Annotated in this window: 24 protein-coding genes; 10 read left to right on the top strand and 14 right to left on the bottom strand. The window is 67.3% G+C overall.

The window, feature by feature from the left end; genetic code table 11:
- Positions 1-6 precede the first annotated feature (6 nt).
- Positions 7-840 (bottom strand): peptidase associated/transthyretin-like domain-containing protein, encoded by an 834-nt coding sequence (locus ABD671_RS07710; RefSeq protein WP_344732712.1) that lies wholly within the window; start codon positions 838-840, stop codon positions 7-9.
- A 143-nt stretch (positions 841-983) separates the two neighbouring features.
- Between ABD671_RS07710 and msrA the strand changes: the two genes are divergently transcribed.
- The 3 genes from msrA (at position 984) to ABD671_RS07695 (ending at position 5,653) form a co-directional block, all read left to right on the top strand.
- Positions 984-1,643 carry a peptide-methionine (S)-S-oxide reductase MsrA gene (msrA, locus tag ABD671_RS07705; protein ID WP_344732711.1) on the top strand — a complete coding sequence of 220 codons (660 nt, stop codon included), beginning with the start codon at positions 984-986 and terminating at the stop codon, positions 1,641-1,643.
- A gap of 514 nt (positions 1,644-2,157) precedes the next feature.
- Entirely contained in the window at positions 2,158-3,120 is a 963-nt protein-coding gene (locus ABD671_RS07700; protein ID WP_344732710.1) for an AAA family ATPase, read from the top strand.
- Between the two features lie 148 nt (positions 3,121-3,268).
- On the top strand, positions 3,269-5,653 hold the full coding sequence (locus tag ABD671_RS07695; protein WP_344732709.1) for a S8 family peptidase: 2,385 nt from the start codon (positions 3,269-3,271) through the stop codon (positions 5,651-5,653).
- Positions 5,654-5,792: 139 nt separating this feature from the next.
- On the opposite strand, the gene ABD671_RS07690 is transcribed toward ABD671_RS07695, so the two are convergent.
- The 4 genes from ABD671_RS07690 to ABD671_RS07675 form a co-directional block, all read right to left on the bottom strand.
- A complete protein-coding gene (locus tag ABD671_RS07690) occupies positions 5,793-6,269 on the bottom strand; it encodes a hypothetical protein (RefSeq protein WP_344732708.1) in 477 nt (158 codons plus the stop codon).
- 158 nt (positions 6,270-6,427) lie between these two features.
- On the bottom strand, positions 6,428-7,954 hold the full coding sequence (locus ABD671_RS07685) for a recombinase family protein (protein ID WP_344732707.1): 1,527 nt from the start codon (positions 7,952-7,954) through the stop codon (positions 6,428-6,430).
- A complete protein-coding gene (locus ABD671_RS07680) occupies positions 7,951-8,562 on the bottom strand; it encodes a hypothetical protein (RefSeq protein ID WP_344732706.1) in 612 nt (203 codons plus the stop codon). Before ABD671_RS07680 ends, ABD671_RS07685 begins: the two co-directional genes overlap by 4 nt.
- A 365-nt stretch (positions 8,563-8,927) precedes the next feature.
- The gene (locus ABD671_RS07675) at positions 8,928-9,734 is read right to left on the bottom strand and encodes a hypothetical protein (RefSeq protein ID WP_344732705.1); all 807 of its coding nucleotides are present in this window, start codon (positions 9,732-9,734) and stop codon (positions 8,928-8,930) included.
- A gap of 61 nt (positions 9,735-9,795) precedes the next feature.
- Here ABD671_RS07675 and ABD671_RS07670 point away from each other — a divergent pair, with 61 nt between their 5' ends.
- Positions 9,796-10,059 (top strand): helix-turn-helix transcriptional regulator, encoded by a 264-nt coding sequence (locus ABD671_RS07670; RefSeq protein WP_344732704.1) that lies wholly within the window; start codon positions 9,796-9,798, stop codon positions 10,057-10,059.
- A gap of 132 nt (positions 10,060-10,191) precedes the next feature.
- On the opposite strand, the gene ABD671_RS07665 is transcribed toward ABD671_RS07670, so the two are convergent.
- Complete coding sequence (locus ABD671_RS07665) at positions 10,192-11,913, bottom strand: hypothetical protein (RefSeq protein ID WP_344732703.1); 1,722 nt, start codon at positions 11,911-11,913, stop codon at positions 10,192-10,194.
- 252 nt (positions 11,914-12,165) lie between these two features.
- Here ABD671_RS07665 and ABD671_RS07660 point away from each other — a divergent pair, with 252 nt between their 5' ends.
- Complete coding sequence (locus ABD671_RS07660; RefSeq protein WP_344732702.1) at positions 12,166-12,375, top strand: hypothetical protein; 210 nt, start codon at positions 12,166-12,168, stop codon at positions 12,373-12,375.
- 85 nt (positions 12,376-12,460) lie between these two features.
- Positions 12,461-12,958, top strand: a complete 498-nt coding sequence (locus ABD671_RS07655; RefSeq protein ID WP_344732701.1) for a hypothetical protein — start codon at positions 12,461-12,463, stop codon at positions 12,956-12,958.
- Here ABD671_RS07655 and ABD671_RS07650 read toward each other — a convergent pair.
- Positions 12,955-13,164, bottom strand: coding sequence for a hypothetical protein (locus tag ABD671_RS07650; RefSeq protein ID WP_344732700.1), 210 nt, complete (start codon positions 13,162-13,164; stop codon positions 12,955-12,957). The two genes, ABD671_RS07655 and ABD671_RS07650, sit on opposite strands and share 4 nt — an antisense overlap.
- Before the next feature lie 132 nt (positions 13,165-13,296).
- On the opposite strand from ABD671_RS07650, the gene ABD671_RS07645 reads away from it, so the two are divergent.
- Positions 13,297-13,971 carry a DUF3841 domain-containing protein gene (locus tag ABD671_RS07645; protein WP_344732699.1) on the top strand — a complete coding sequence of 225 codons (675 nt, stop codon included), beginning with the start codon at positions 13,297-13,299 and terminating at the stop codon, positions 13,969-13,971.
- Between the two features lie 170 nt (positions 13,972-14,141).
- Here the strand turns inward: ABD671_RS07645 and ABD671_RS07640 are convergent, their stop codons facing one another.
- Positions 14,142-14,498 carry a GIY-YIG nuclease family protein gene (locus tag ABD671_RS07640; RefSeq protein ID WP_344733103.1) on the bottom strand — a complete coding sequence of 119 codons (357 nt, stop codon included), beginning with the start codon at positions 14,496-14,498 and terminating at the stop codon, positions 14,142-14,144.
- 229 nt (positions 14,499-14,727) lie between these two features.
- Here ABD671_RS07640 and ABD671_RS07635 point away from each other — a divergent pair, with 229 nt between their 5' ends.
- From ABD671_RS07635 to ABD671_RS07625, 3 genes are read left to right on the top strand one after another with little or no spacing between them, the layout of a single operon-like run.
- Positions 14,728-16,212, top strand: coding sequence for a peptidylprolyl isomerase (locus ABD671_RS07635; protein WP_344732698.1), 1,485 nt, complete (start codon positions 14,728-14,730; stop codon positions 16,210-16,212).
- A gap of 23 nt (positions 16,213-16,235) precedes the next feature.
- The gene (locus ABD671_RS07630) at positions 16,236-16,865 is read left to right on the top strand and encodes an ATP-binding cassette domain-containing protein (RefSeq protein WP_344732697.1); all 630 of its coding nucleotides are present in this window, start codon (positions 16,236-16,238) and stop codon (positions 16,863-16,865) included.
- Positions 16,862-17,257, top strand: a complete 396-nt coding sequence (locus tag ABD671_RS07625; protein WP_344732696.1) for a hypothetical protein — start codon at positions 16,862-16,864, stop codon at positions 17,255-17,257. Before ABD671_RS07630 ends, ABD671_RS07625 begins: the two co-directional genes overlap by 4 nt.
- Before the next feature lie 25 nt (positions 17,258-17,282).
- Here ABD671_RS07625 and ABD671_RS07620 read toward each other — a convergent pair whose 3' ends face one another.
- From ABD671_RS07620 to ABD671_RS07595, 6 genes are all read right to left on the bottom strand, one after another.
- Positions 17,283-17,513, bottom strand: a complete 231-nt coding sequence (locus ABD671_RS07620) for a hypothetical protein (protein ID WP_344732695.1) — start codon at positions 17,511-17,513, stop codon at positions 17,283-17,285.
- On the bottom strand, positions 17,510-18,625 hold the full coding sequence (locus ABD671_RS07615) for a peptidylprolyl isomerase (protein WP_344732694.1): 1,116 nt from the start codon (positions 18,623-18,625) through the stop codon (positions 17,510-17,512). The genes ABD671_RS07620 and ABD671_RS07615 overlap by 4 nt, the downstream gene beginning before the upstream one ends.
- The gene (locus ABD671_RS07610; RefSeq protein WP_344732693.1) at positions 18,622-20,904 is read right to left on the bottom strand and encodes an RND transporter family protein; all 2,283 of its coding nucleotides are present in this window, start codon (positions 20,902-20,904) and stop codon (positions 18,622-18,624) included. The genes ABD671_RS07615 and ABD671_RS07610 overlap by 4 nt, the downstream gene beginning before the upstream one ends.
- A 62-nt stretch (positions 20,905-20,966) precedes the next feature.
- Positions 20,967-22,265, bottom strand: coding sequence for an MlaD family protein (locus ABD671_RS07605; RefSeq protein ID WP_344732692.1), 1,299 nt, complete (start codon positions 22,263-22,265; stop codon positions 20,967-20,969).
- Positions 22,262-23,515, bottom strand: a complete 1,254-nt coding sequence (locus tag ABD671_RS07600; protein ID WP_344732691.1) for an MlaD family protein — start codon at positions 23,513-23,515, stop codon at positions 22,262-22,264. The genes ABD671_RS07605 and ABD671_RS07600 overlap by 4 nt, the downstream gene beginning before the upstream one ends.
- Positions 23,512-24,807, bottom strand: coding sequence for an MlaD family protein (locus ABD671_RS07595; RefSeq protein ID WP_344732690.1), 1,296 nt, complete (start codon positions 24,805-24,807; stop codon positions 23,512-23,514). Before ABD671_RS07595 ends, ABD671_RS07600 begins: the two co-directional genes overlap by 4 nt.
- Position 24,808 lies beyond the last annotated feature (1 nt).

Below are 24,808 nucleotides of genomic sequence, written 5' to 3'. Positions count from 1 at the left end.
CCGACCTCACGCGTCGACGGGCACGAGGAGGCTCGCGCGGTAGCCGTCGGCGATGCTGCCCTTGACGGTCGCGAGCTGGCGGACGCCGTCGTCGTCGCCGAAGACGTTGTCGGAGCTCAGCGAGATGCGTTCGAGGTTGGTCACCGAGCTCTCGTAGCCGTCGGCGTTGCGGTAGACGTGCATCGACTGCTTGCGCGGCAGCGCGACCTGGGAGGTCGCCACGGGGTCGCCGCCCCCGGTCGCCGCCGACCGCGAGCGGTAGACCTCGAAGTGGATGTGCGGCCAGCGCCCGGAGTAGCAGCCCGGGTAGATGCTGCGGAAGGTGACCTTGCCCTTCTTCCCGGTCACCTGGACGCCGCGCAGGTAGTTCTCGTCCTCGAAGCCCTGGGAGTACAACGAGTAGTTGCCGTCGCGGGTGCAGTGCCAGGCGTAGACCGCGTAGCCGACCAGCGGCGTGCAGGTGTCGGTGGCCTGGAGGGTCAGGGTGAGCCGGAAGTCGACGCCCTGCGCGACGCCGTCGGCGTCCCCGAAGCTCCTGCGGATGTCGCGGCGCACGACGCCGTCCTCGACGAGCACGTTGGGGCCGTTGGAGCCGTCGCCCGGGTAGGGGCCGGCCGTCTCGTTCGGGATCTCGCTGGTCGCGCAGGAGGCGCCCGCGGCCGCGGCCGCCGTCGCTGCTCCCCCGCCCCACGACAGGACGCCGGCCGTGCCGAGGCCGACGCCGCCGGCGCCGAGGAGGCCGAGGACGGCGCGGCGGCGCATCCGGCTCTGCTGGTCGCCGAGCGCGGCGAGGTCGTGGGCGAAGCCGCGGTCGAAGGGGTCGTCGTGGGAGTGGCTCATGGCAGCAGTGTGGGGTCGCGGGCTGGACGGCGTCCCGGTGCCGGCTGTGCGTTCCCTGTGCGCGCAGACGGGTCGCCGTCCCGGGAACGTCCGGGGCTTGTGCGGTGTTGGGACGATCGATGCATCGACCCCGAGGAGGTCACATGTTCTTCACCCGCAAGCAGACGAGTCTGGTCGACCCCGCGCAGACGCTGCCCGGCCGCACCGAGCGCGCCTTCCCCCTCAGCGAGACCCACCTGGTGCTCGGCACCCCGCTGACCGCCACCCCCGGCGACGGCACGACCCCGGCCGACTACGAGGTCGCGCTGTTCGGGCTCGGCTGCTTCTGGGGCGCCGAGGAGATCTACTGGCAGCTGCCGGGCGTCTACTCCACCTCCGTCGGCTACGCCGGCGGCACCACCCCGAACCCCTCCTACGAGGAGGTCTGCTCGGGCCTGACCAACCACACCGAGGCCGTGCGGATCGTCTTCGACCCCGCCCGCGTCTCCTACGCCGACCTCGTCAAGCTGTTCTTCGAGGTGCACGACCCCACCCAGGGCATGCGCCAGGGCAACGACGTCGGCACCCAGTACCGCTCGGCGATCTACTGGACGACGCCCGAGCAGCAGGCCACGGCCGCTGAGCTGACGAAGATCTACGGCGAGGAGCTCGCCCGCCGCGGTCTGGGCGAGATCACCACGGAGGTGCGCGAGGCCCCGACGTACTACTTCGCCGAGGACCACCACCAGCAGTACTTGGCGGTGCACGTAAACGGGTACCGCTGCCACGCGAACACCGGCGTGAAGTTCCCGACGCTCACCTGAGCGCTGCTCAGACCGACGCCCGCCCCTCCTCGGAAGGGCGGGCGGGCGTCGGCAGTTACAACTCGCTGGCGGTGTCAAACGAGGAGGCATTCGGCTCAGGGGAGGCCTCAACTTCGACCGGTCGACCGGCTGCGTAGTCCCGCACTGACTTAGGCGCACCTAGGCCCCGGCCCTTACAGGGACCTCCTTGCCTCCGCCTCGTTGTCGCATCGGAGCGGATGCTGCCTGACCCACTGACGTCAATGACGGACCTTGACCGGCCCCGGGTAAGCCGTGAGAGCGGTGGAGTGGCTCGGTAGGCCGCATGGACGTGCCTGGGGATTCACGCGCCCGTGCGCGGTAATGACACGGGGCTCACGATCGCAGCAGGGTCAACTGCGGCACACTAAAGTGCGCAACGCACATCGCATCGCAGCGGGTCGCACTCCACATCGCACGCGCGTCCGGGCAGGCTCTGCCGCAGGTCGGCCCTAGACTGCGCTTACGAGCTCAGATGGGCGGCAGGAGGTGTGGTGTGGCTGGGAGTGCTGAGCACCTTAAGGCCCTGCTGCGCAGCCACGCTGCCGGCGACGATAAGGCGTTCTATTCGGTCGCGATGCAGATCGCAGCGCAGGAGGCGCGCAAGGGGCATCACAAGATCGCGGCTGAATTGAAGTCGGCGGTCGAGGCCTCACGTGACTCAGGTCCGAAGGTGACCTCGATCGCGAAGCCACGCGGGGACCTAGCAGACCTGGTTGTCCTTCGCCATCCCGATGTCGCGCTGAAGGAGCTGGTGCTGCCCCCGGGGTTGGCGTCCCAGGTGGGCCGGATTCTGACGGAACAGCGACAGCGAAAGAACCTGTTGGACCACGGCTTCGAGCCTGCACACCGGCTGTTGCTTGAAGGCCCCCCGGGCACCGGCAAGACGATGACCGCCGCGGTCCTTGCACACGAGCTCTCGATGCCGCTACTGACGATCCGCCTGGATAGCTTGATGAGCAAGTTCATGGGAGAAACAGCAACCAAACTTCGCGTCATCTTCGAAGCAGTCGAGCAGCAACGTGCGGTGTACCTGTTTGATGAGTTCGACGCTCTCGGAGGCGACAGGACGGGCAACGATGTCGGCGAGGCACGTCGCATCCTGAACTCCTTCCTGGTCTTCCTGGAGAACAACCGGAGCGAGAGCCTTATCGTTGCGGCCACGAATCACCGACAGATCTTGGATAGAGCCCTATTCCGCCGCTTTGACATGGTTCTGGACTACGCGCTCCCGGACTCAAAGCAGGGAGTCGCCGTGATGCGGCGCCGCCTCGGGACCCTTGCGAAGGGCGTGCGCTGGGCAAGCCTTGGGACGGCGATGGAAGGTCTCTCTCATGCCGACCTAGTCCGGGCCGCCGAGTCAGCTGCGAAAGGCGTGATCTTGACCGGGGGCACCCAGGTCACGACCGAGGTCCTCCGCGACTCCCTGGAGGCGCGAAAGTCGGCCAGCCTTGCCTGAACCCCGTCAACATCTGAGCCACCTCCTTGTGGAGAACAGATCCACCGACAAGGAGTTCAGGCGACGCGGCGGGGGCGGCCCAGGAGTTCGACCGGTTGAAAGTCGCGTCGGGCACGGCCGCGCACGGCTAAGTGAGGCTCGAAGCGCTTTGGAGGCCTCCAACCAGACACGGAGTGAACTGCTTGCAGAGGAAGAGCTGCGTGCGCTCGGAACCGTGATCACTCTTGAGGGCACCAGCGCCGATTACCCGCTGGCGATCGAGCGCCTGGAAAGGCTCTCCGCGCACCGCAAGAGCCCTAAACTCCCGCAGTGGCTGCTGCTCTCGGTTCTCCCTGCGCATCCTGAAGCGGACCTTCCCGAGCGTGCCACGATCTGGGTCAGCGATATGTACCGAGCCCGGTTCCTCAAGTTGTTCGAGGACTACCTCGAGCGCTCAAGCCCTTCGGGAAACCCGATGAACAACGAACTGGTCGCGAACATTGCACGGATCCGCCAGAGTGTGCTTGCCGACCTCTGGCAGTCCGATGGTCCGCCCCCGCGGACCGGCACGCGTTGGTGGGAGATCTGGCTGCGGCCTACGTCTGACGGACTAGATGTTCTCCGTCGTTATGCGGAGACCGCAGGCCTCCGAGCTTCACCTCGGGCCTTGCACCTAATCGACCGAGATGTGACGTGGGTTCAAGGCTCGTGGGCCGATCTTGAGGCACTCCCCTTCACTGCCGTCCCTCTCGCGGAGATCCGCCACCCCGAGTTCGTCGACACTGTCGAGGATCTGACACCAGACGAGCAACAGGAGTACGTCGACGACCTCCTCGATCGCCTCGAACCAGCCTCGGAGTTGGCACCATCGGTATGCCATCTCGATACCGGGGTGGCACGGACCCATGTGCTGCTTGAGCAGTCTCTAGCCGAACAGGACTTGCACACGTTGTTCGGGGCCAGCGGCTTCGATCAAGATGGACATGGCACCAAGATGGCCGGAATCGCCCTGTTCGGCGATCTCGAGGACTACCTGACCAGTACCGACCCTGTGGTTCTGCGGCACCGCCTAGAGTCCGTTCGAATTCTTCCTCGCAACGGCGAAGGACGACACGACCCGATCACCTACGGCGACGTTACCGCGCAGGCTGTTGCAATGCCTGAAACGGTGTCCAGCCGTGACCGCGTGTTCTGCATGCCCGTAAGCGTCAAGTCTGACACCGCTAGTGTGCCCGGTCAGCCAACCTTGTGGTCTGCAACCGTAGACGCGCTCGCCGTTGGCGCAGAGGTCGTCCGAAACGGCGAACAGTTAGAACTGCTCTCCGCACCAGATCCCGAGAGGGCACGCTTAATCATTGTTTCCGCCGGCAATACTGATACCTTCGTCACTGATCACTTGGATCAATCCGACCTATCCGCAATCCTGGACCCTGGGCAAGCCTGGAATGCCCTGACCGTCGGCGCGTACACCGAACTCACCACTGCACCCACCGACCCGACTTACGCCGGATGGAATGTGGTCGCCAATCGGGGCGAGCTATCCCCATACAGCCGCACCTCGTTGCTATTCGGCCACAAGCCCTGGCCAATCAAGCCGGACATCGTGCTAGAGGGCGGAAACGTCCTTCACGACGGGGCCTCGCTCTTCGAGCCGGGATTGCCAGTGCTGTCGACTCGGACTACTGGACACACCAACGATCTCGCGCTCGCCTCGGCGCACGCGACCAGCGCGGCTACCGCTCGATGTGCTCGTCTGGCAGCGCTCACAATGGCCACCTACCCGGAGTATTGGCCCGAGACAGTTCGCGCGCTAGTGGTGCATAGCGCCGAGTGGACTCCAGCGATGAAGGCTGCCATGAAGGATGCTGGGAGCGCCGGCAAGAAGGCCCAGCAAGCTATGCTCCGCCGATACGGCTGGGGCGTTCCGACCGAGGACCGCGTTCTTTACTCTTCGGACCAAGCGGTGACGCTGGTCCTTCAAGACGAGTTCGTCCCCTTCGATGGCGATGGGTTCAAGATTCCGGCTTTCCGCCTCCATGACCTGCCCTGGCCGACACAAGTTCTCCAGGACCTCGGAGACGCCCAAGTGGACCTGCGCGTCACGCTTTCGTATTTCGTTGAGCCCACGGCTTCTCGCCGTGGATGGCGCCGGCGCTACAGCTACGCGTCTCACAACCTGCGCTTCGAGGTTCAAGATCCTCTGGAGACCGAGGAGCAATTCGTGCGACGGGTCAACCAGGACGCACGGACAGAGGAGGAAGGCGGCCGCCCCGCGGGTGGGCAGGTCAAGTGGCTGGTCGGGACCAACCAGCGCAACTTAGGTTCGCTACACCAAGACATCTGGCAAACCTCGGGCGTCGAACTTGCGAGTTCAGGAAAGCTCGCAGTCTTCCCAGTCGGCGGTTGGTGGAAGAACAATGCGTCTAAGACTCGGGCCGACCTACCTGTGAGGTACGCGTTGGTGATCTCGCTATCAACTGCGGCACAGGACGTCGATCTCTACACGCCGGTTGCGAACTCTTTGCAGGTCCCAACCCCGATTGCGACCTCGTAGCCCCTTATCTCCGCCAGGTGTGCTCGGCGGGTGGATTCCTGCCGAGCATTGCGACGGGCCTGCGAATACGCGTTCAGCACTAGTTGTCATCTCGCCCCGGTCCCTCGAAATTCACGCCCTTTCGGGGAAATTAAACTGGTTAAGGTCGCTCGGCGAGCTTCCGGTCCAGATCAAACTGAAGCACACCGAGGACCTCTTTGCGCAATTTTCTCTGGCCAATTCGGCTTCGCCAGTCCCTGCGCAGCCACAGGTTCACCCGGTTCTCGGCTGCATCTAAGGCCTGCGCAGCCGCGTCGTTAGTGATGACAAGGACATGCTCATACTCGTGGAAATCTGTTTGACGCCAGAACTCTTCCGCCGCATCGCGAAGGGAAACAACCACCAGCTCAGGTACGCGAGCCTCTAAAAGGTTTATTCGAAGGCGACCCAGATAAACCTGGAGGCCCATCCAGCCCTCTTCATCGTCCTTGCTCCAGACATGAGGGCGCAGGTCCGCGAGCAATTCTCCCGCACGTATCCGCCTCGACGACCCACTCTCTGACTGTTGGATCAGGTAGGTCAAGCCGGACCCAATCAGAAGTGTCACTACCGGCAAGATCTGGTCAAGCAAGCTCATAGCATCGACCCTAGCTGCGGGCGCCGATTCTGCACTTCTATGGAGCTCGGAACACTCGACGGCCAAAGGCCCACGGGTTGCTCGCGACATTTGGAACGTTCCTGGAGAACCGGCCGCCTCGCCGACGATGAGGGCATGTTGCGTTCGACCACGGCGCCTCAGCCGACCTCGTTTCGGTTGTCGAACCTAAAGCGCAGGTGGGCGATGTCGATAAGACGCTGCTGGCGAGCCTGCTCCGCGGGATCAACCTCGTGGTACTCGATGCGAACCCTGGTGGGGTCGAAGGGCTTGCCGCGAGCATTGGGGCGCTTCTCGACGATGACGCGCTCGATCCGGCCCTTGAGGAGAGTGTTGCGGGCGGCGTCGTCGCTGGCCTCCGCCCATTGGGCGTTGAGGCTGGTCGGGCTGACCCGGTAGGTAACCGTCGTCGTCGGACGGCTGAGCTGGTCGGCGTGCTCAGCCTTCAGTTCCTCAACCCGCCGCGCGAGTTCGAGGACGTCGGCACCAGGGAGGCGCATGGCATCGGTCGTCTGGTTGATAGCGGCGACGATCTGCCGCAGGACGTCCCGCTCCCCCGTAACCGTCGAGACGACGTGGATCGCGGGCTCGGCGCCATGTCGGGAGAGGAGCTCGGACGTCACGTGATCCTCCAATGCCTCCCTCTTGATCGAGACGCGCTGCTGACACTTTCGGTTCGCGCAGCGGTACTCGCGGTAGACCGCGCTGCCGGACGAACCGCGATGTAGCGGGCCAAGGCAGGTACCGCACCGAGCGAGCCCGCTGAGGATCGCAGGAGCGGTGTTCCCGCCCCACGGCCGCGCACCGACCTTTCGTGCGTCAAGGCCGGCAACAAGACGTCGGTGCTCTTCTAGGGTCAGGATCGCGACGCTCTCGTCGACCTTCTCGTTGCCGTCGTCGTCGCGAAGGACGTCCCCGCGGTAGACGGTGAGCCCTGCAAGAACAGGGTTGCGCAGGATGGTCTCAACAGACCCGGTGTGCCACTTCTCAGGCTGCTGAGGCTCGTCAGTGGCGAGACTCGTACGGCGCCGGGGGCGCGGCAGCACGCCGGTCTGTTCGAGCCAGCAGACGAGCGCATATACGGAATCGCCCGCGAGTGCGCGTTGGGCGAGCTCACGGACCACGTCGATCCGCTCGGGGTCGTGGGCCAGGATCTTGCCGGGGCCCGAGGGGTTGTCGATGTTCCTCCACCCGAACGGCGGCCGACCGCCGGCGCGGCGTCCACGGGTGACGAGAGCATGTCGTGCCGCCTTCACCCGCTCACTCGTCTGGGCGACCTCATGCTCAGCCAGCACGCTCATGAGCTGGGCCATCATGCGTCCCTGGGCGGTCGAGGTGTCCACGGTCCCGTCCACGCTCAGCACACCGACCTCGAGCTGCGCGAGGTCTTTGAGCACGAGCGCCAGGTCGAGGGTGGATCGGCTGAGGCGGTCGGTCTTCCAGACGATGACGGCGTCGATGCTGTCGGCGTGCGCAATGACGCGCCGCCAGCCCGCCCGTGACCCGGGGGCGGTCTTGGACCCGCTCACACCCTCGTCCACCGCCTCGAGCACGACGTCCCAGTCTCTCCTCTCGGCGTACTCTCGACACGAGGCCAGCTGACGTTGGATCGAGACCGACTGCTCGGTCGAGACGGACAGGCGGGCATACAGCGCGACCCGCTTCATCCGCGCGAGCTCAACATCTTCAGGCAGGCTGAGACGGTGGGGATCTGCGCGTCATCCTCGTTGAGGTACGTGACGATGACGTCGTAGATGTCGTCCCCAGAGTGACCGAATGCCAGCAGCCTCGCCGCCACCTTCGTGAGGATCGCGACCCCAGTGCGCTGGTTCTCCCTCCGGAAGACCGCCTCGGACAGGATGGACGTGGCCAGGTCGCCTGCCTCCGCCTCGCGTGCGGCGACGGCCCGAGGGCTCATGTCCGCACCGATGACTACCCGCCCGTTGGATCGGGCACCCGCGATGACGTAGGCGCTTGATCGCCCGGTGCGGATGGAGGCGACGAAGCCCGCGTCGGTCAGGTCCTTCACGTGCTTCCGCACGGTCCGCTCCGACATGTTGAAGCATGCGGCGAGGGTGTCCTGGCGAACACGTGCGACGCCGGGCTTCTTGCTGTCCTTCGCGCCCGCGAAGCGGCACAGGGCGATGTAGGTCGAGAAGGCGTGCTTCGGGAACTCCGGGTGCTTGACGGCGTCCTCGCACCAGACGGCCATGACGCCGCCCTCGAACTTGGCGGCCGGGCTGTTCTTGGAGGACGTGGGGTGACGATCGGTCATGAGAAGTGCTCCTTGAGTAGGTGCGGGATGAGCCCCGCGGGGATGACGCGGCGCACTCTTGACCGAGCGATGGATTACCGTCGACTGGTCGGGCTCTGAGGTGGCGTGATCTGGCTCACATAGATCTCCTAGGTGCCATCAGCGACACGTGACCCGGATCGGCGGCAGGTGTTGCCGATCGGAGCGGCATCGAGCGGCCCTTCGTGATCGGCAGAGCCCGGCCCTTCAGAGCGGCGCCCGTCGGCCCCTCCACAGAAGAGGGGCGGAAGAGAGAAGTGAAGAGTGATCTTCCAGAAGGGCGTCGTCGCCGGCCGGGATCCGCGCGATCCGCCGCAGCGGCGGACGCGTTCTCCCACCATCGCAGGTCAGGGTTCTGCGCGATCGAGGTCGTCCACCAGGGCGATCAGTGCATCATCGGCGATGCTCGTCCACGAGAGCGCACGCGCACGACCACGGTCGTCCTGCTGCGCGTCGTACAGGTCACGCAGACGATCCAATAGCTCGCCGAGGCTCACCTCGGGATGGTTGCGCCACGCACGGGAGAGCGCCTGGATGACCTTGCCGATGTGGTCGGCGCCAGCATCACCATCGGCCTCCCTGGCTTCACCACCGGCGTCGCAAAGATCCCGCCGCCGGTCAAGCAGTTGGTGCAGCCAATCGAGTTCCTCGGCGCGCAACTCCACCCTCTGTGACACACGGCGATCGCCGTCGCGGATCACCCAGATGCACGTGGCTCGATCCTGGTCGGCCGGAGCCTCGCCCTCGCCGTGTCGCCGAGACCGCGTCAGGACGACCTGGGACGTCACCTCAAGCGGAGACTCACCGTACTTCGAGACCTCGTCCGTGAAGGGCGCATGCTGCTCCCAGGTCCGACCCTCCACGAAACGCTGCTCATGGGTGTCGCCGAGCACGCTCCGGCCCTTGAGGAAGTCCACCACCACCTGCCCCGACGCGTGGCCCTGCATGATCTGCGGGCGGTACTGGTCGAGCACGTGCTCGACCTCGGCAACCCTCGACAGGTGCGTTCGACCGACGCCGGGAAGAGCGATGGTGTGGGCGCCCCACTCATCAGCGGTCACCGACGCACGTAGGGGCGGTGTCTCCCCAGCGAGGCGTGGCTCAGCCAGCAGCCGCCGTGCTGCATCGGACGTCGTGTCGTTCATCTCGGCCATGATCCAATTTTGACAGATATATCAGTCATCGCCGGGACATGCTTCAGGGACCGTCCGGCGCATGGCAGGAACACGTGACGACGACGCTGCGTGGCATGCCTACGCGCGTGCCGTCGGCACGGAACTCCATCGACGCCGGATCGAGGCCGGGCTCACGCAGGAGACCCTCGCCCATCTGGCCGGGATGACCCGTAGCCACTACCGCGTGCTCGAGACCGGTGGAAGCGCAACGTCGCCCGCCAATCCGACCCTGCGGGCGATGTCGCGCCTCGCGGCGGCGTTGGGCATCGATGTGCAGGACTTGCTCCCGACGACCGGGAGATAGTGGCCGACCTCTACCCGCCTGTCTCGGCTACCGATGGCACCGCACCCGCATCGGGTTCCTGTCTCACCCAGCCCTGGAGGTCCAGGCACGCACCCGGCGCTTGGTGGGTTAGGGCAGCGACTTCGGTTGTCATCACGCCACTGCGAGGGCTTGATCACGGTCGGTCGAAGCACCCCGCCCTACCGCACCAGCCGACAGGTCACGCCACTTGTCCTGGGTGAGGAGGTACTGAGCGCGGCGCTTCGCCTGCTTCAACCGTTCCTGTCGTCGTTCCGAGGCGTTCCGCCTTTGCAGATCTTCCCCGGCGCCCGCAACGCCGAGCTGCTCGGCAACCCTGTCGGGGTCGCGATACTCAGCGACCCAGACGCCCGAGCGGATCTTGCGGGCTAGGCCTACCGCGGCGAGGTCGCCCAGCGTGCGTTCCACGGTCCGGCGGGACCTGCCGAGCACATCGGGCAGGATCGCGATCGGCACCTCCTCGGAGCCCTCATGGCCTCGGCTGAGCGCCTCCAGCGCCCGGCGCCCGCCCTCGCCGAGGCCTCCCTGCCTCCAGAGGTCCAGGGAGACGTCTCGCGCAAGCTCTACGACTTGCGACATGCCCGGGACAGTCAGCAACCCCACGCCCCCTACAGCAGTAGGGCTGACCGTCCCACCCGTGTCGCACCTCCAGGCATCCGGATGCACCAACCGGTACCTCGTCGCCTGCCCGCCGACTGCCTCTCCGGCGATCTCGAGCATTCCGTCTGCCCGAAGTGCGGTCAACGCCCGCTGCGCCGATCCACGGGTCAACCCCGCGCGCTCGGCAAGGTCGCGGACCGACATCCCGACCAAGGCGCGGCCCTGCGCAGATGCGGACGTCAGGAGGGCTTGCGCAGCCCGACGAGCGCCAGGCTCGGGGATCTGCCCGACGGCGATCTCCCAGGCCGCGATCACAGCACGGTCGTCTGCCGCAGCGACACTGCGGATGGGAGGGTTCTCGCGGACGAACGCCGCCTGCCTGCGCCACGTCCTCGCTAGCCAGGAGGCAAGATCTCCACGAGCAGCGTGCTTCTGGAGACACTCGCCCACAGCATCCGGCCCGTCCTTGCGTGCCCCCATGGCTCGTCGGAAGTCATCCTCGGTACCGCCAGCGTTCAGGACCTTCGTCGCTTCTGCGGCTACCTCCTCCGACCCGGAGCGATACGTGTTCTTCGGCTCTGAGACCGCCTTGCCGGGTGCGTCCTCACCGGCCGGGACGCGGAGGGGATCGCGACGCTCGTGCGGCAGGGCAGCGGCGAGCAACTCGACGCGGCGAGGCTCGTTGCGGCACTCGAGGACCGCAAGGGCGTCCTTCGGATCATGACTGAGGGGGTAGGAGAACCTTCCGGCGCGGTGGGGAGAGCCCACCGGACGGATCGCACCGGTCTTGACGTTGCGCATCGGGGAGGGGTCGAGAGTCGGGAAGTCGATCCGCTTGAGCCCGTTCATGATCCGCGCAACGACCCACGGCTTGACGCCTCCCTCGATCGTGGCCTGAACGTGGCGCCCACCTGTGGGACCGCTCTCGATGAGCACGCAGTTGATGCCGAGGTCGGTGAGGAGGTCGTAGGCGTCACGGGCGTCGCGGTCGGCTTGCTCGGCGTGCATGCTGTCGTGGCCGGCGTCGAAGTCGAGGGCGAGGGCATAGAAGCGCTTCTCGTACCCGATCCGCACCGCGTACGGCGCGGCGTGGTCAGCCTCCGTCCACCTCCGTCCGATCAAGAGGCCGTTGGTGGCAGTCACCGGATACACGGTGTCGTCACGGGGCGAGAGCGCTCTCGCGAACTCCATCTGGAGCGAGATCAGGGGCGTCGGGAGACAGGTAGTCGTCGTCATGCGGCGCAGGAGAGCCGATCGCAGGGCGTACCGTCGCGGACTCGTGCAACCGCCGCCGGAGGCAACTCAAGGCCCCACCAACTGCGGTGGACGCCGGCCTTTGTCAGTGCATTCGCTGATTTCCTGGGGTTGATGGGGTGCCTTCGCGGGTCCGGGCACGGCTCAGGGTTCGTGAGCGTGCACGACCCCGCGACGTAGACCTATGCAGTCGTTCATCGTGCAGCCATCACACCTAGTTGAAGGAGTAGCACCGTGACCGAGAAGCCCATCGCTTACAGGATCAACCGCCTCCACGAGGTGGCCCCGTGGGCCCGTTCAACCACCTACCAGCTGGTGCGCGAGGGACGCCTCCCTGTGCGACGGCTGGGGTCGGGAGTCGCCTTCGTGCTGCACGAGGACCTGGAGACCTTTCTGCGGACCCTCCCCAGCGACGACAGCCCGAACTTCGCGATCGACTTCTAGCTACTGCCCAGCACCACAGCCCGAACCCCACCACTGAAACGACTTCTCAGACCCAGCTCGTCTCTACCTTGGAAGGAGCACGCCCGTGCCCCGACGCAACTCGACTTACCTGCTCGCTGCCGGCTCTCACAGCCCGGTTCCGGACCTCGACTTCGCCCCGATCACGACCGATCAGCTCCACAACCTCGACGTTCGGATCCTCGCGCCGGAGTGTGGCTACGTGATGACCCCGAAGCGGCCCGTTCGCATGCGCAAGCTCGCCATCGCCTACCAGGTCGCTGTCGCAGCGAGCCAGGCCCGTGCCTTCGCGTGCTGCAACCGGCCTGCCCGCGCCGGGGAACCCACGGCGGTCTTTCTTGGCCAGGAGTTGCACTCCCCCGCGGCGGGCGCGCCGTGGTGCAGCAGTTGCGCGACTTACCCCGGCGAGCCTGCGCGTCCGCGTCCGGACTGCATCCTGTGCGGAGAAACGACCACCATCACCGTCGTTCTCGGCACCGCCAAGCACAAGCTCGTTGCGCGGCTGTGCCTGTGCTGCCTTGATGAACAGGGCTACATCCGAACAGGCGTACACCCCGCGAGTTAGCTCGTGGCGCCGTCGTCGGCGGCGGCTAGGAGACCCTTCATCTCCTCCGCCGCCTCGACGAGGGCCTCGATCTTCTCGTAGGCAACTAGTGCCACCCAGCCCTTCGGGCTTGAGATGTGGACGGCGGTGTCGTGGGTTTCGACCAAGTCGAGAAGCCGATCGATGCCGATCTCGACTGCCTCCGCTTCGCTCACCCTCACGTACATGTCGCTGAGCCTAGAGCGGGATTGCTGACTGGATCGCACATCACGGGAAACGCGGCGCCACTGCCGAGTGCTGCGCGCGGATGGCTCATGGGCACTGGTGCGATTGTCGGTGGGTTACGGCACGCTGCCCTCGTGCTTGCTGCGTACGAGGACCTGCCCAGGCGTCGGCCCTGGCAGCTCTTACCGTGGCGCCGCTGGGGTCAGATCGGCACCTTCGATCGCGATACTGAGCTCCTCCGCATGTGGACCATCCAGTCCCCCACCGCCTACCAGGTCCTTTGCCGCGACGGGATCCTGCGTGGAAGCCCGGACCACGTAGATCCCGACCACTCCCACGCCTACCCCTGGCTCGAGGACCAGGCAACCCGCCTCCTGCCCACTCCGCCCGGCACCCTCCTCTGGCTCTGGGCCCGCGTTGAAGCGGCCTATCTCCGCCGAGCCGCTCGATACGGCGATGACGAGGTGCTGTTGGAGGTCGAGGTCCCCCGTGCCCACGCGCTCGTCTCCGCCTTCGGGCTCTGGCACACCTGCCTCAACGGCTGGCCCGTCGTGACCCAAGCTCCCGGAGAGCCCGAGCAGTTATGGCTCGAACGGCTCGAACGCATCTACGACATCTACTCCGAGGCGCGCCAAGCCAACGAGCCGGACCTCGAACTCTTGGAGGAGGTCATGCAGTGGAGTTGGCACGCCGTCCTCGACGAAGACGACTTCGAATCGGGTGAATCCCTCCAGGCGGTCGTCCATCAGATCGAAGCCCGACAGGTGCGCTCCGCAGTGCGCCTTCGAAGCTCGAAAGGGAGGTCATGAGCGACCTCGCCACCCCTTGTCGCCTCCCGACACGGAGCGACCCGGCCGACGGTGAACGTCAAGGATGTCAGGTGCAGCGCAGCGGACGCTTGGACCACGACAGGCACGTACGCGCGTAGGTGACAGGCACAACGGGCACCTTGAATGCGGACCTCGGGCGATCGGCAGCCTCAGATGCGGAGCTCCTCGGTGGCGCCTGCAAGTCCCTGCCGATATTCGATGGCCTCGGGCTCCTCGGTGAAGGTCATCAGTTCCCCGGACAACTCGACCAAAGCGTCGCGTGCTTCCGCTGGGGTCACCGTGAAGAACTCCTTGCGATTGTTGACCCGATTGACGCGGCGGTCAGCGAATCGCTGGTGCATCTCCCGCTCGATCGTGACGGCGTTCTCCGCGACGTACAGCGCGTGCACGTCGAAGATGAACGCGACCGAGGCATCGCCGAGTTCCTTCACCCGATCCATCGGATCGAGGCAACGTGTCATCCCGATCCTGATGACCTCCTCCCCGAAGGAACCGATGTTGGAGATGACGTAGACAAGACGGCGACATCGACAGCATCAACCTCGCGGTTCGCCGTAGACGGGCGACTGCCAGTGCCGCGCGAGATTCGACAACGCCCCACAGCACAGATCCGGTCACTGTGCGCGATGCACAAACGGCGAGCGCGCGCCTGTGTACTGCTCCCTGGAGACCGCACAGAACTTCACCTAACGTGTGACCTCGCGCACACGATCGGGGTGCGAGCACAGGCTGGCGGTGCGTACGAGGGACGCGCAGCCCGACCAGGAGGTGAGCACGATCGGCGTCGACGATCACGACGAGACAGACGCCGAGCTCGATGTGGCGCGCGCCGAACTGGCCGAGGCCGAAGCCGAGATCCGGATGGCTGCGGCCCGCTTGAGGCTGGCCAAGGCGGAGGCACGATCGCGGGCCCGTGCCGCGGGCACTCCCGTCGGCGACGACGGCAACCTTCCGGCAGGCGGCCTGTCGACGGCACCGGACGCCGAGCCGATGGACGAGCCGGTCGCTGACGAGACTCCGGACGCCGGCCACGAGGATCCCGCCGAGCGATCCGAGCCCGTGCAGCAGGACGACGGCGTCGAGCACAGCAGTGGGACGGCCGACGCAGCCGCTGGCGAAGCAGCCGACGGCGTCGACGCCATCCCGCCTCGGTCGAGATCCCGCCGCCTGGTCCTCACCTCGACCGTGGTCTTCCTCGTCGTGGTCACTCTGGTGGTCGTCGGTGGACTCCTGTGGCAGGGCTCGGACGACAGCGACTCTCGAGCCTCTCTCGGACCTGACATCGCGCTCCGCGTCGACGACGTCGCGGTCACCGAAGAGCAGCTCGCTCAGCGGGTTCAGGTCCTCAAGGTCCTGTACGGCCTCACGGTTCCCACCGACCAGGCTGAACTCGACGTGTTCCGTCGCGAGACAGCGCGATCGCTCGCAGCCAGCATCGTGATCGACCAGGCCGCACGAGCCCAGGGGTTGGCCGTCAGTGTCGACGATGTCGACTCGGCGCTCTCCCGCTACATCCGGTCGCGTTACACCGGCGATCAGCAGGGCGCGTTCGAGCAGGAGTTGGCGGACAACGGCATCACCGAACAGGACGTCCGTGACGAGATCTCCCGTCAGCTCAACGGTCAGCAGTTGTTCCTCAAGGTGACCGCGGGCATCAGCGTCACCAACGCCCAGGCCCGCGCGGCCTACAAGGCCGATCCGTCATCGTGGGCGCTGCCGGAGCAGCGCCAGCTCCGCTACATCGCCGTACCCGACCGGGCCAGCGCGGATCGGATCCTCGCCGCCCTGCGACGCGGTGGTGACTTCGCTGCCATCGCGCGACGGCGCAGCGCGGACGCGAGCACGAGGGACAACGGCGGATCGCTCGGTCTGGTGACAGCCGACCAACTCGACCCGACCTTCGCGACCCCGGCCTTCCGCGCCGCACGAGGGAGCCTCTTCGGTCCGGTCGAGACCGGCCAAGGCTGGTACGTCGGACAGGTCCAGCGCATCGTGCCCGCTCGATCCACGTACACCGCCCTGCGCTCCAGCATCATCGACGGCCTGTCCAGCAAGCAGGCCCTCTCGGTCTGGAACGACTACGTCGCCACTGCCACCTCGCAGGCCACCATCACCTATGCGGCGGACTTCAAGCCCGACGCGGAGGCCTCCCCCAGCGCCGACGTTCCGACCACCGCCCCCGGGGACGTCTCCTCCCCCGCACCGGGTACCGGCAGATGAGTCGGGACGAACCGATGGTGAGGTTGGCCGCCCTCGACGACGTCGAACTGGGAGCGCTGGAGATCCTGGACGGCGAGCGTGTCGCTCTCCTGGGGGGCTCCGGAAGCGGGAAGACGGTCATCATCAAACGACTCCTCGGATTGCAGGGAGGGCCGATGCGTCGGCGGGGCAGCCCGCTGTCCGACCGCTGTGCCTACGTGCCGCAGAGCGACGGCGTCTTCCTGGACGCGAGCGTCCTCGAGAACGTCACCCAGCCCAGCGTCCACGTTCCGTCCGTCCCCGAGTCGGAGGCACGTGACTATCTGGATCTGGTCGGGCTCTCCTCGCGGATCACGTTCCCCGTGGCCGGCCTCTCGATCGCCGATCGGCGTCGCGTCGCTCTGGCGCGGGCCTTGAGCCGACGCCGGCCGCTGCTGGTGATCGACGGCATCCTGGACCCGACCATCGGTGCGCTGCTGCCCGATCTCCTCGAGACGATCCCGCATGTGCGGAGTCTCCTGTTCACCTCGTGTGTCATCGACTCGGCGGTGGGTCGAGCGGACCGTGTGGCGTTGGTCGACGGCTGCCACGTGCTCGCCCAGGACACCCTGATCGCGCTGCGCGCGTCCATGGATCCGGATGTTCGAGCCGCTCTCACCTGGGTGGCACCGTGAGCGCCCCGGAGGAGAGGTCGGCGCGGTTCGACGAGGTCGCGCTCATCCGGGGGGCATCAGCCGGCTTCACCGTGCTGCTCTTCGGAGAGCTGCTGGCGCCACTCGCCAGCCAGATCAACGGCAGTCTCGGACTGTTCTGGCTCTCCATGGTCGGCGCCGCCGGTTTCGTCACCGCCGGCAGCCGGATCGGTACGGCGACCAGCCCGTGGCTCCAGGGCGCAGTGGCCGCACTCCTCGCGATGCTGCTCACCGTGCCGCTGCGCCTCCTGGTGGGCGTCGACTCCGCAGCCGGGTGGTACCGCATCGGGGTGAGCGCCGCCTTCAGCATCATCGTGGGAGCGCTGGCGGGCCGCGGTGCGGGGCTGGCACGCCGGCGGTCGTCGAGCACCTGAGGCAGGGTCCGCCGGTCTTCCCTCGTCAGCGGACCGCGACCACCCCGAGAGCGATGCCTCCGCACAGGAGGACCGCGCCTCCGAGCATGCAGGCGACGACACCTCGCCCCATGACCGAACGTCGTCGCTCGAGCAGGTCCGCGGGCCCCATGGTCCCCACGAGCGTGTCGAGGTGCCCGCGCCCCCACCATCCCAGGGCGATGAGCCCCGCCCCCATGACCGGCAGGCCGATCGCGGTCAAGACGTCGCCGGTCACGGGGCCGGACTCGTCTCCGGCGCGGGCTCGGACGTCGGGTCGACGGTCGGCAGTCCGGCTCCCGGCACAGCATCGGGATCGGCAGGCCGGTAACGGTCGGCGTACTGGACGCCGGCCTTGCGGATCTGACTCTCGAGGTAGGACTTCCACCGCTCGAGGCCGCGGGCGGCACCGAGTTCGCGGGTCAGGGTGTCGCGGACCTCCCCGAAGGCCGGCAGCCGCTCCTTGCGGATCCCGCGCACCATCCCGAGGTAGCAGTACGAGCCGCCCTCCGCCCGCACGGGGCCGAAGGTCTCACCGACGCGTGCTGCGAAGGCCTCTGCACCGAACTTCGACTGGAGCTGGCCCTGCGCGACGTATCCGAGGGATCCGCCCTTCGACGCGGTGGTGGAGTCCAGGGAGCGTGTCCGGGCGACTCGCGCGAACGCGCGGGGGCCCGTCACCTGCCGCGCGACCGACGGTGCGACATCGCAGGAAGGCAACACGATCTCGGAGAGGAGCCTGGTCTCCGGCACGACGAAGTCGTCGGGGTTCGAGCGATAGGTGGCGATCACGGTGGCCGGATCGACGGAGACGTCCTTGGTCACCTCGTCGTAGAGCGCCGAGACGACCAGTTGACGGCGCAGCTCGTCGCGTACGTCGCGCTCGCTGATGCCCTCGGCGGCTAGGGCGTCGATGAAGCTGTCGCGCCCAGCGGGGTAGGACCGTTCGATGAAGTCGGCCTCTGCCGATGCCACCTCGGCGTCGGAGACCGATACGTCGGCGTCCGACGCCGCCTGGTCGACGATCAACGACACGGCGTAGGACTGCGCAGCCGCGCGCCGTTGCCCGTCTTGCGCCAGGTCGGGCAACTCCGTTCCGTACAGCGCCTGTTGTTGGCGGAGGAATCCTGCGAGGTCACGCTCCGTGTAGGTGCGACCGTCGTAGCGGAAGACCGCGTCGGACGGCAGACCACCGGGGCGCAGGACGACGAACAGGGCCGCGCCGGTGAGCAGGAGCACCGCGAGGGCACTGGCCAGGACGGCTGTGCGGCGCGATCGCAGCCACCCTGCAGTCGTCTGCATGGTGACCTCACCGGCGTCCGCGCCGTCCGGACTCGTCTTCTCTGTCACGGGTGTGTCTCTGTCAGTTCTCGTTCGGACGCGCCGAGGGCGGTGGACGACTCGGCTGTCTGGTCAGCGACTTCTCCCCGGCCGGGGAAGGCGAGAGCCACCAGGATCGCAGCGAGACCCGCCCAGACCACGGACAGGGCGAGCACGAGTGCGAAGTTCCGCATGATGTCGAGCTCGGATCCCAGCAGGACGAGATAGCCGGCCACCGATGTCGAGCCGGCGACGAGCACGCTGCGCCATGCCTGGATGCGGTTGCGCAGCATCACGGTGAACTCGATCCCCACAGCCGAGGTCAAGGAGCCGAGCGCGCAGGTCAGCGGAGTGAGCGAGGTGTCCGCGAGGCGCAGCGCGAGAAGCCCGAGGCCGGTCGCGATGGAGGCGGCGAGCAACGCCTGAGCGGCCTCACCACGTCGACGCCACCCCAGACCGACGAGCACCACCACGGCAGGCGCGAGCACGCCGAGCAGGTTGGACGACAACCGAGCGCCGTCCAGGAGGACGAACTCGCGGGCCGCGACCGCCGGAACTCCTGTCACCACGACCCGGGAACCTGCCGGAGGGGGCGGAAGCAGCCGCCGGATGGACTCGACCAGTCGACGCTGCTCGCCGATGTCGCTCGGTACGACACCGAACGACAGGGACGCGGTCGATCCGTCGTCGCTCAGGACGGCGCCGAGGAGGTAGGTCGGAACGATGGCCAGGGCGGCGCTGACCTGCGTGTTGGTGGGATCGTCGCCGAGGAATCCGAGCAGTTGGGTCGGGGAGAGGATCGTCCGGACGTCGTCACCGTGGGATGCGATGACGGCCGCTCGTGCATCGCGGGACCACGTGAGGGCCTCCACCGATGTTCCCGAGCCGACGAGCAGCACGTCGATCTCACCGGAGGCACCGAGCGCGGCCTGGCTCGCACTCGCTTCGTCCTCGACGGGCAGCCCGTTGGCGAGGCCGGCGAGGTCGGCATCCAAGGCGATGGTGGGGAGGACCGCCCAGCCGACTGCGGCGAGAACTGCTGCGACAGCGAGCGCCCCGCGTGCCCACGCGACCCGTGACCGGGACGACGGCACACCCGCCGGCGCCGATCGTGGCGCCGAGTCGTCCTCTGCGCGATCTCCCGGGCGGCGCGGGAACTCGACGTCGAGGAGCACCCGCAGGAGATACCCGATCAGACAGGCCAGCAGGACACCGATGGCCATGAGGCCGCCGAGTTGTCGCAGGAAGGGGATCGAGGACAGCGCGGTCATGGCGAATCCGGCGGCGCTGGCCGCAGCGGTGACCAGGACACGACGGGTGGGCCCGAAGGTCCCCAGATAGATGGGGACGTCGCTGCCGATGCCGATCAGCGCCGGCAGGACCGCGACGAGCACCAACGACGCGGGCGAGTCCAGCCAGCCGAGGATCGCTAGGTCGGCGAGCACCGCCCAGCCGGCCGCAGCCAGCGGGACGACGATGCCCAACCACCGACGACGCCCACGCTGACGGAGGACCCCGAGCCCCAGGAGGACCCCGACGACCACGACCGAGGCGATGGTGAGAGCGGGGATCTCGACTCGGGTGCGGTCGACCAGCGCGGCGAGCACGACCGGCGACCCACTCACGTACACGTCGGTCGGCCCCAGATCGACGGAGCCGACGGTCCGGCGCACCGAAGAGACGAGCGTGGCGATCGCTGCTTGGGACAGGTCGGCCTCGGGCCGGAGCACGATCGCCACCGTGTGGTCATCGGGGGCGACGAAACGCAGGTTGGGCCGGGGCTTGTCGCCATCGAACGCGACGGCGTCGATGAACCCCTGGTTGGACAGGGTGGGCAGACCCGCCGGCAGCGCCTTCGTGATCAGCACTCCGTAGCGCAGGTCGTACCGGCGTACCGCTGCCTTCTTGGCCGCCGCCACCTGTGCGTCCGACCTGCCCGCCGCCCGCGCTGCCCGCTCCGCCTCGACCGCCACCTCCTGCCGCTTGAAGGAGATCGAACTGAGGATGTTCTGCGCACTGGCCGCGAGTTGGTTCAGCGCGGTTCCCGCTCCGTAGACCACGGACACGCCGTCGATGCGGGACAGCTCGCCCTCGAGGTTGATCAGGCGAGGGACCAGCGTCGTCGTGAGCAACGGCTTGTCGTCCGTCCGCCTGATCACGACTGTCACCGGATCGGAGCCGAACGTCTTCTCACTCGCCTCGTAGTCGACCCGCGCCGGATCGTTCGAGCCCAGGAAGGTGGCGACAGAGGTGTTGAAACGCAGGTCGCGGAGCCCCGCCAGTGTCGCGACAGCGAGCACCAGCAGCACCGCTGCTGCGACGATGCGGGGCCACCGCGTGGTGAACCGTGGCCCCGCCGGATCCATGGGCGTCACTGCGCCTCGCGGCGCACTCTCGGGTATTCACCGTCGAACCTGGTCCGTGGATCGTCACTGGTGCCGGGCGCCGGGTAGGGGTTCTGCCCGACTCCTCCGAGGGCCGTGGTCGGGATCGGGTTGCCGACCAGGCTGGTGGAGTTGAGCACGGCGTACACCCGCACGAAACGGCTCGTCTCGTCCTTCAGGCCGAAGGCGGAGGAGTCGTTGGCGAAGAACGCCGCGAAGTCCATGCCGTACGGACTCACGTAGGCGATCATCGGGTTCAGCTCCGTGAGCGCCGACTGTGCCTGCGGAACGACCGCGGAGACCGCCTGCCCGAACGGCTCGACACGGGTGAGGGTGGACGGCGCCTTGTCCAGCACCGTCGACAGGATCGGGAAGGTGGCGCGCAACTGCCTCGTCGTCGCGGGCAGCTGTGCCAGCACGTCGTTGAGCGCCGGCGCTGCAGTCTTGAGCGAGGCGGCGAGCGGCCGGAGGTCGGTCGCCAGGGTCTGCAGCGCGGGAGCAGCCACTCGAGCGGTGTCCAGCAACCCGGGGAGCTGACGGATGGTCTGCGCCAACTGGGCCTTCTGGTCGGCGGTCGCACCCATGTTCTGCTGAGCCACCTGGACGAGGTGGGCAGCCTGTCCCTGCCGCTGATCGAATGCGGCCAGCACCCGGGCACTGGTCCGCGCCAACTGTTCGAGGTCGGCCTGCTGGTCCGCCAGCGCCGAGAGGGCGTCGTGTCCCGGCCCTCCGATGGCTCCGAGGCCGCCCATCAGGGAGTCGATGTCCTGGGCCCGGCCCTGCGTGGCCTTGCCGGAGACGCGGATCAGGTCGTTCAGTGCGGCTCGCGAGGCAGGGGTCAGTTCGTCGAGGACCTGGTCGAGGTGCACCGAGGACGTGAGCGCCGTGACGGGCAGCGTCGCGCCATCGGCGAGCACGGGGCCGGTGCCGTCGGTGATCTCGACGTAGGTCTCCTCGACCAGCGTCTTGCTCCGCAGGGCGACGGTCGCACCCTCGTGCAGAGGGGTGACGTCCGATCCGAGTGCGAGGACCGCCTTCGCGTGCTCGCCGCGACCGGTGATCGACTTGACCGACCCGACCTTGACACCGGCGATCATGACGTCGGAGTTGTCGACGAGGTTCTGCATGTCGTCGGACTGCATGGTGACCTCGTAGTCATCACCCTCAAGCGGCAGCGAACCACCCGAGTTGGTCCACAGGTACGCGAAGACGACGGCACTGACGAGGGCGAACCCGATCAGGGTGCCGAGCCGCCACCGGGCCAACGAGGCGTTAGAGACCTTCACTGAGCACTCCGCAGACTAGGGATGAGCGAGTCGAATCCCTCGACGAACTCGGCGCGGAAGATACCACCGTTGCCGTCCTTGAGCGAGCCGACACTGGTGGTGTTGTAGAGGAAGTCCTGGAGGTAGCCGAGCTGACCGTCCTTGCGGTAGTCCAGCGAGCTGACCAGTCGCTGGGTGATCGAGTCGAGACGCCCGGTGAAGGGCCGCAGGGAGGTCAGGGACCGGTCGGACGCGCCGATCAGCGGACGCAGGTCACGTGCCACGGGACGGGCCTCTCGAACGAGCGGTCCCGCGACGGACGACAGATCCGACAGTTGGCTCAGGGTGCCCTGGAGCTTGTTCAGGGCGGTGGGCAGCGAGGCCGTCGCGCGCTGGACGTTGTCGAGGGTCGGCTTGAGTTGCTTGCTCAGCGTGGAGATCTTCGCCGTCGAGGAGTTCAGGCTGTTCTCGAAGCCCGGTAGGGCCGCGAGCGAGGAGTTGAGCTCGTCGTTCTTCTCGTCCAGCACCGACAGCGTCTTCTGGGCGTCGGCGACGAGGCCCTCCAAGCGCGTGTCGTCGTGGCCGATCGCCTGCACGACGACGCCCAGGTAGTTGACCAGTCGCGCCAGGGCCGAGCGTCGAGCGTCGAGCGCGTCGGCGACCTTGCCGAGGTTCTGGACCGTGGTGGTCGTCGAGCGCAGGCCCGGGGCCAGTGCGGCAGGGGCGGAGGCGAGGGCGTTGTCGGACTGCGACAGCAGGGTTGCGACCGCTGCCCGGGTCTTGTCGTCGAGGTGCTCGAGCACCGCGTCCTGCTGGACGGGCGAGGCGGTCTGCGTCGAGGCGATGGTGCCGCCGTCGGTGAGCCGGCCGGCGTCCTTCGACCCCGGGTCCATCTCGATGTAGATCTCGTTGAGCGGGCTCTTGGGGCGCAGGACCATGCGGGCGTTGTTGTAGATCGTGTACTTCTTGTCGATCTGCAGGGTCAGGTCGGCCTCACCGTCCGAAGTGACCGTGGCCTTCTTGATCGTGCCGACCGGGACGCCTGCGATCCGCACCTCCTGACCGTTGCCGGGGCTGATGGCGGGCGCGTTGGTGAACCGTGCGTGGATCACCTGATCGTCGTTCCACGGGTAGTCGGCCCGCTGGTGCGACAGCAGGATGCTGCCCACCCCCAGACCCACCACCAGCGTGAGGGTGAGCACCAGGACATCGCGACCGAGACCCGGGGTGGAGCGCACCCGCTCCCACGTGCGGTGCAGACGCCGCCTCATCGGCGGGCTCCGGGGATGTTGCCGAGCAGGGTCCGCCAGGCCTTCATGATGCGCGACGGCAGGAACTGGGTAGCGGTGTCGGGCCCGACGCCCGGCTGGAAGTTGATCATGGCCCCGTTGCGATCAGTGGTCATCGAGTTGAGGTTGAGGGTTGTGAAGAAGTAGGCGATCTGCTGGTAGCCGAGCGCCGATCCCTTGCCGGCGACCGGCGAGTTCAGGGTGCTGAGGACAGGGCCGCTGATCCGGTCGATCACCGGCGAGCCGACGTCGTCGACCACCGCCGAGAGGTTCCGGCTCGTCGGCACGAGGGTCCGCACGGTCGGATCGAGGTCCTTCATCAGCGGGCGTAGGTCGGAGACGACAGGTCGGATGGTGTCGATGTCGGACCGGCCATCGCGCAGCAGCGTCGTCAAGGCGCGCACGCTCGGACGCGCAGACTCACCGACCTGCGTCGTCTTGTCGAGGATCGCGCTGAGCTCCGTCAGGCCCTCGCGTGCGTTGCGGAGCGTGACCGGCGCATTGGCGACGGTGGTGCTGATCGCCCGCTTCTGGCGGCTCAAGGTGGCAGCGAACGTGTCGACCCCGTCGAGGTCGTCACCGAGCGCGCTCTCGTTGCGGGTGAGCTGGCGTGAGATGGACTCCAGGCCGGTGATGACGTCGGTGAGGTCCGTATCCGGCTTGGTGCCCGCCAGAGCGGTCAGCAGCTCCGACGAGCTCTGGAGCGCCGGCGGTACCGTCTTCGCAAGGTTCCGGAGCGCTGGAGTGGACGGGCCGTTGAAGGTCGTGTCCAGTGCCTTGACGTCGCGCCGGATCGCCTCTCGAGCCGAACCGGGCAGCATCTCGACCGCCGAGTCGAGCTCGACGGGGACCGTGGTGCGGTCGACCGGGATGGCCTTCGTGGTGGGGACGCCTCGATCACCACCGGGCACCAGGTCCACGTAGTAGTTGCCGCCCAGGATCGTCGTGGGTCGGATGGCGGCCGACGGCGCGCTGCCGAGGGTCTCCTTGATGCCGTCGTCGACCTTGAGCTCGACGAGCGACCCCGTGCCGTCCGGCGACGGCTTCACATCGGTGACCACACCGATCGGGACGCCGGCGACCTTCACGCGCGTGACAGCGGGCCGAATCTTGTAGTCCCGGCTGAACTGCACCATCACCGTCTCACCCGGCCGGACCTTCGCAGCGAGCGTGGTCTTCATGAAGAGCACACCGCCGACCATCAAGGAGACGACGACCAGGATCAGGCCGGTCTGGGCCGTGGACAACCGCCATCGCGGGATGCGGTTCGCCATG

Source organism: Nocardioides fonticola (assembly GCF_039536805.1).
Classification (GTDB): Bacteria; Actinomycetota; Actinomycetes; order Propionibacteriales; family Nocardioidaceae; genus Nocardioides; species Nocardioides fonticola.
Note: the sequence above shows the minus strand (reverse complement) of the source record. Positions and strands in the feature narration are given on the sequence as shown.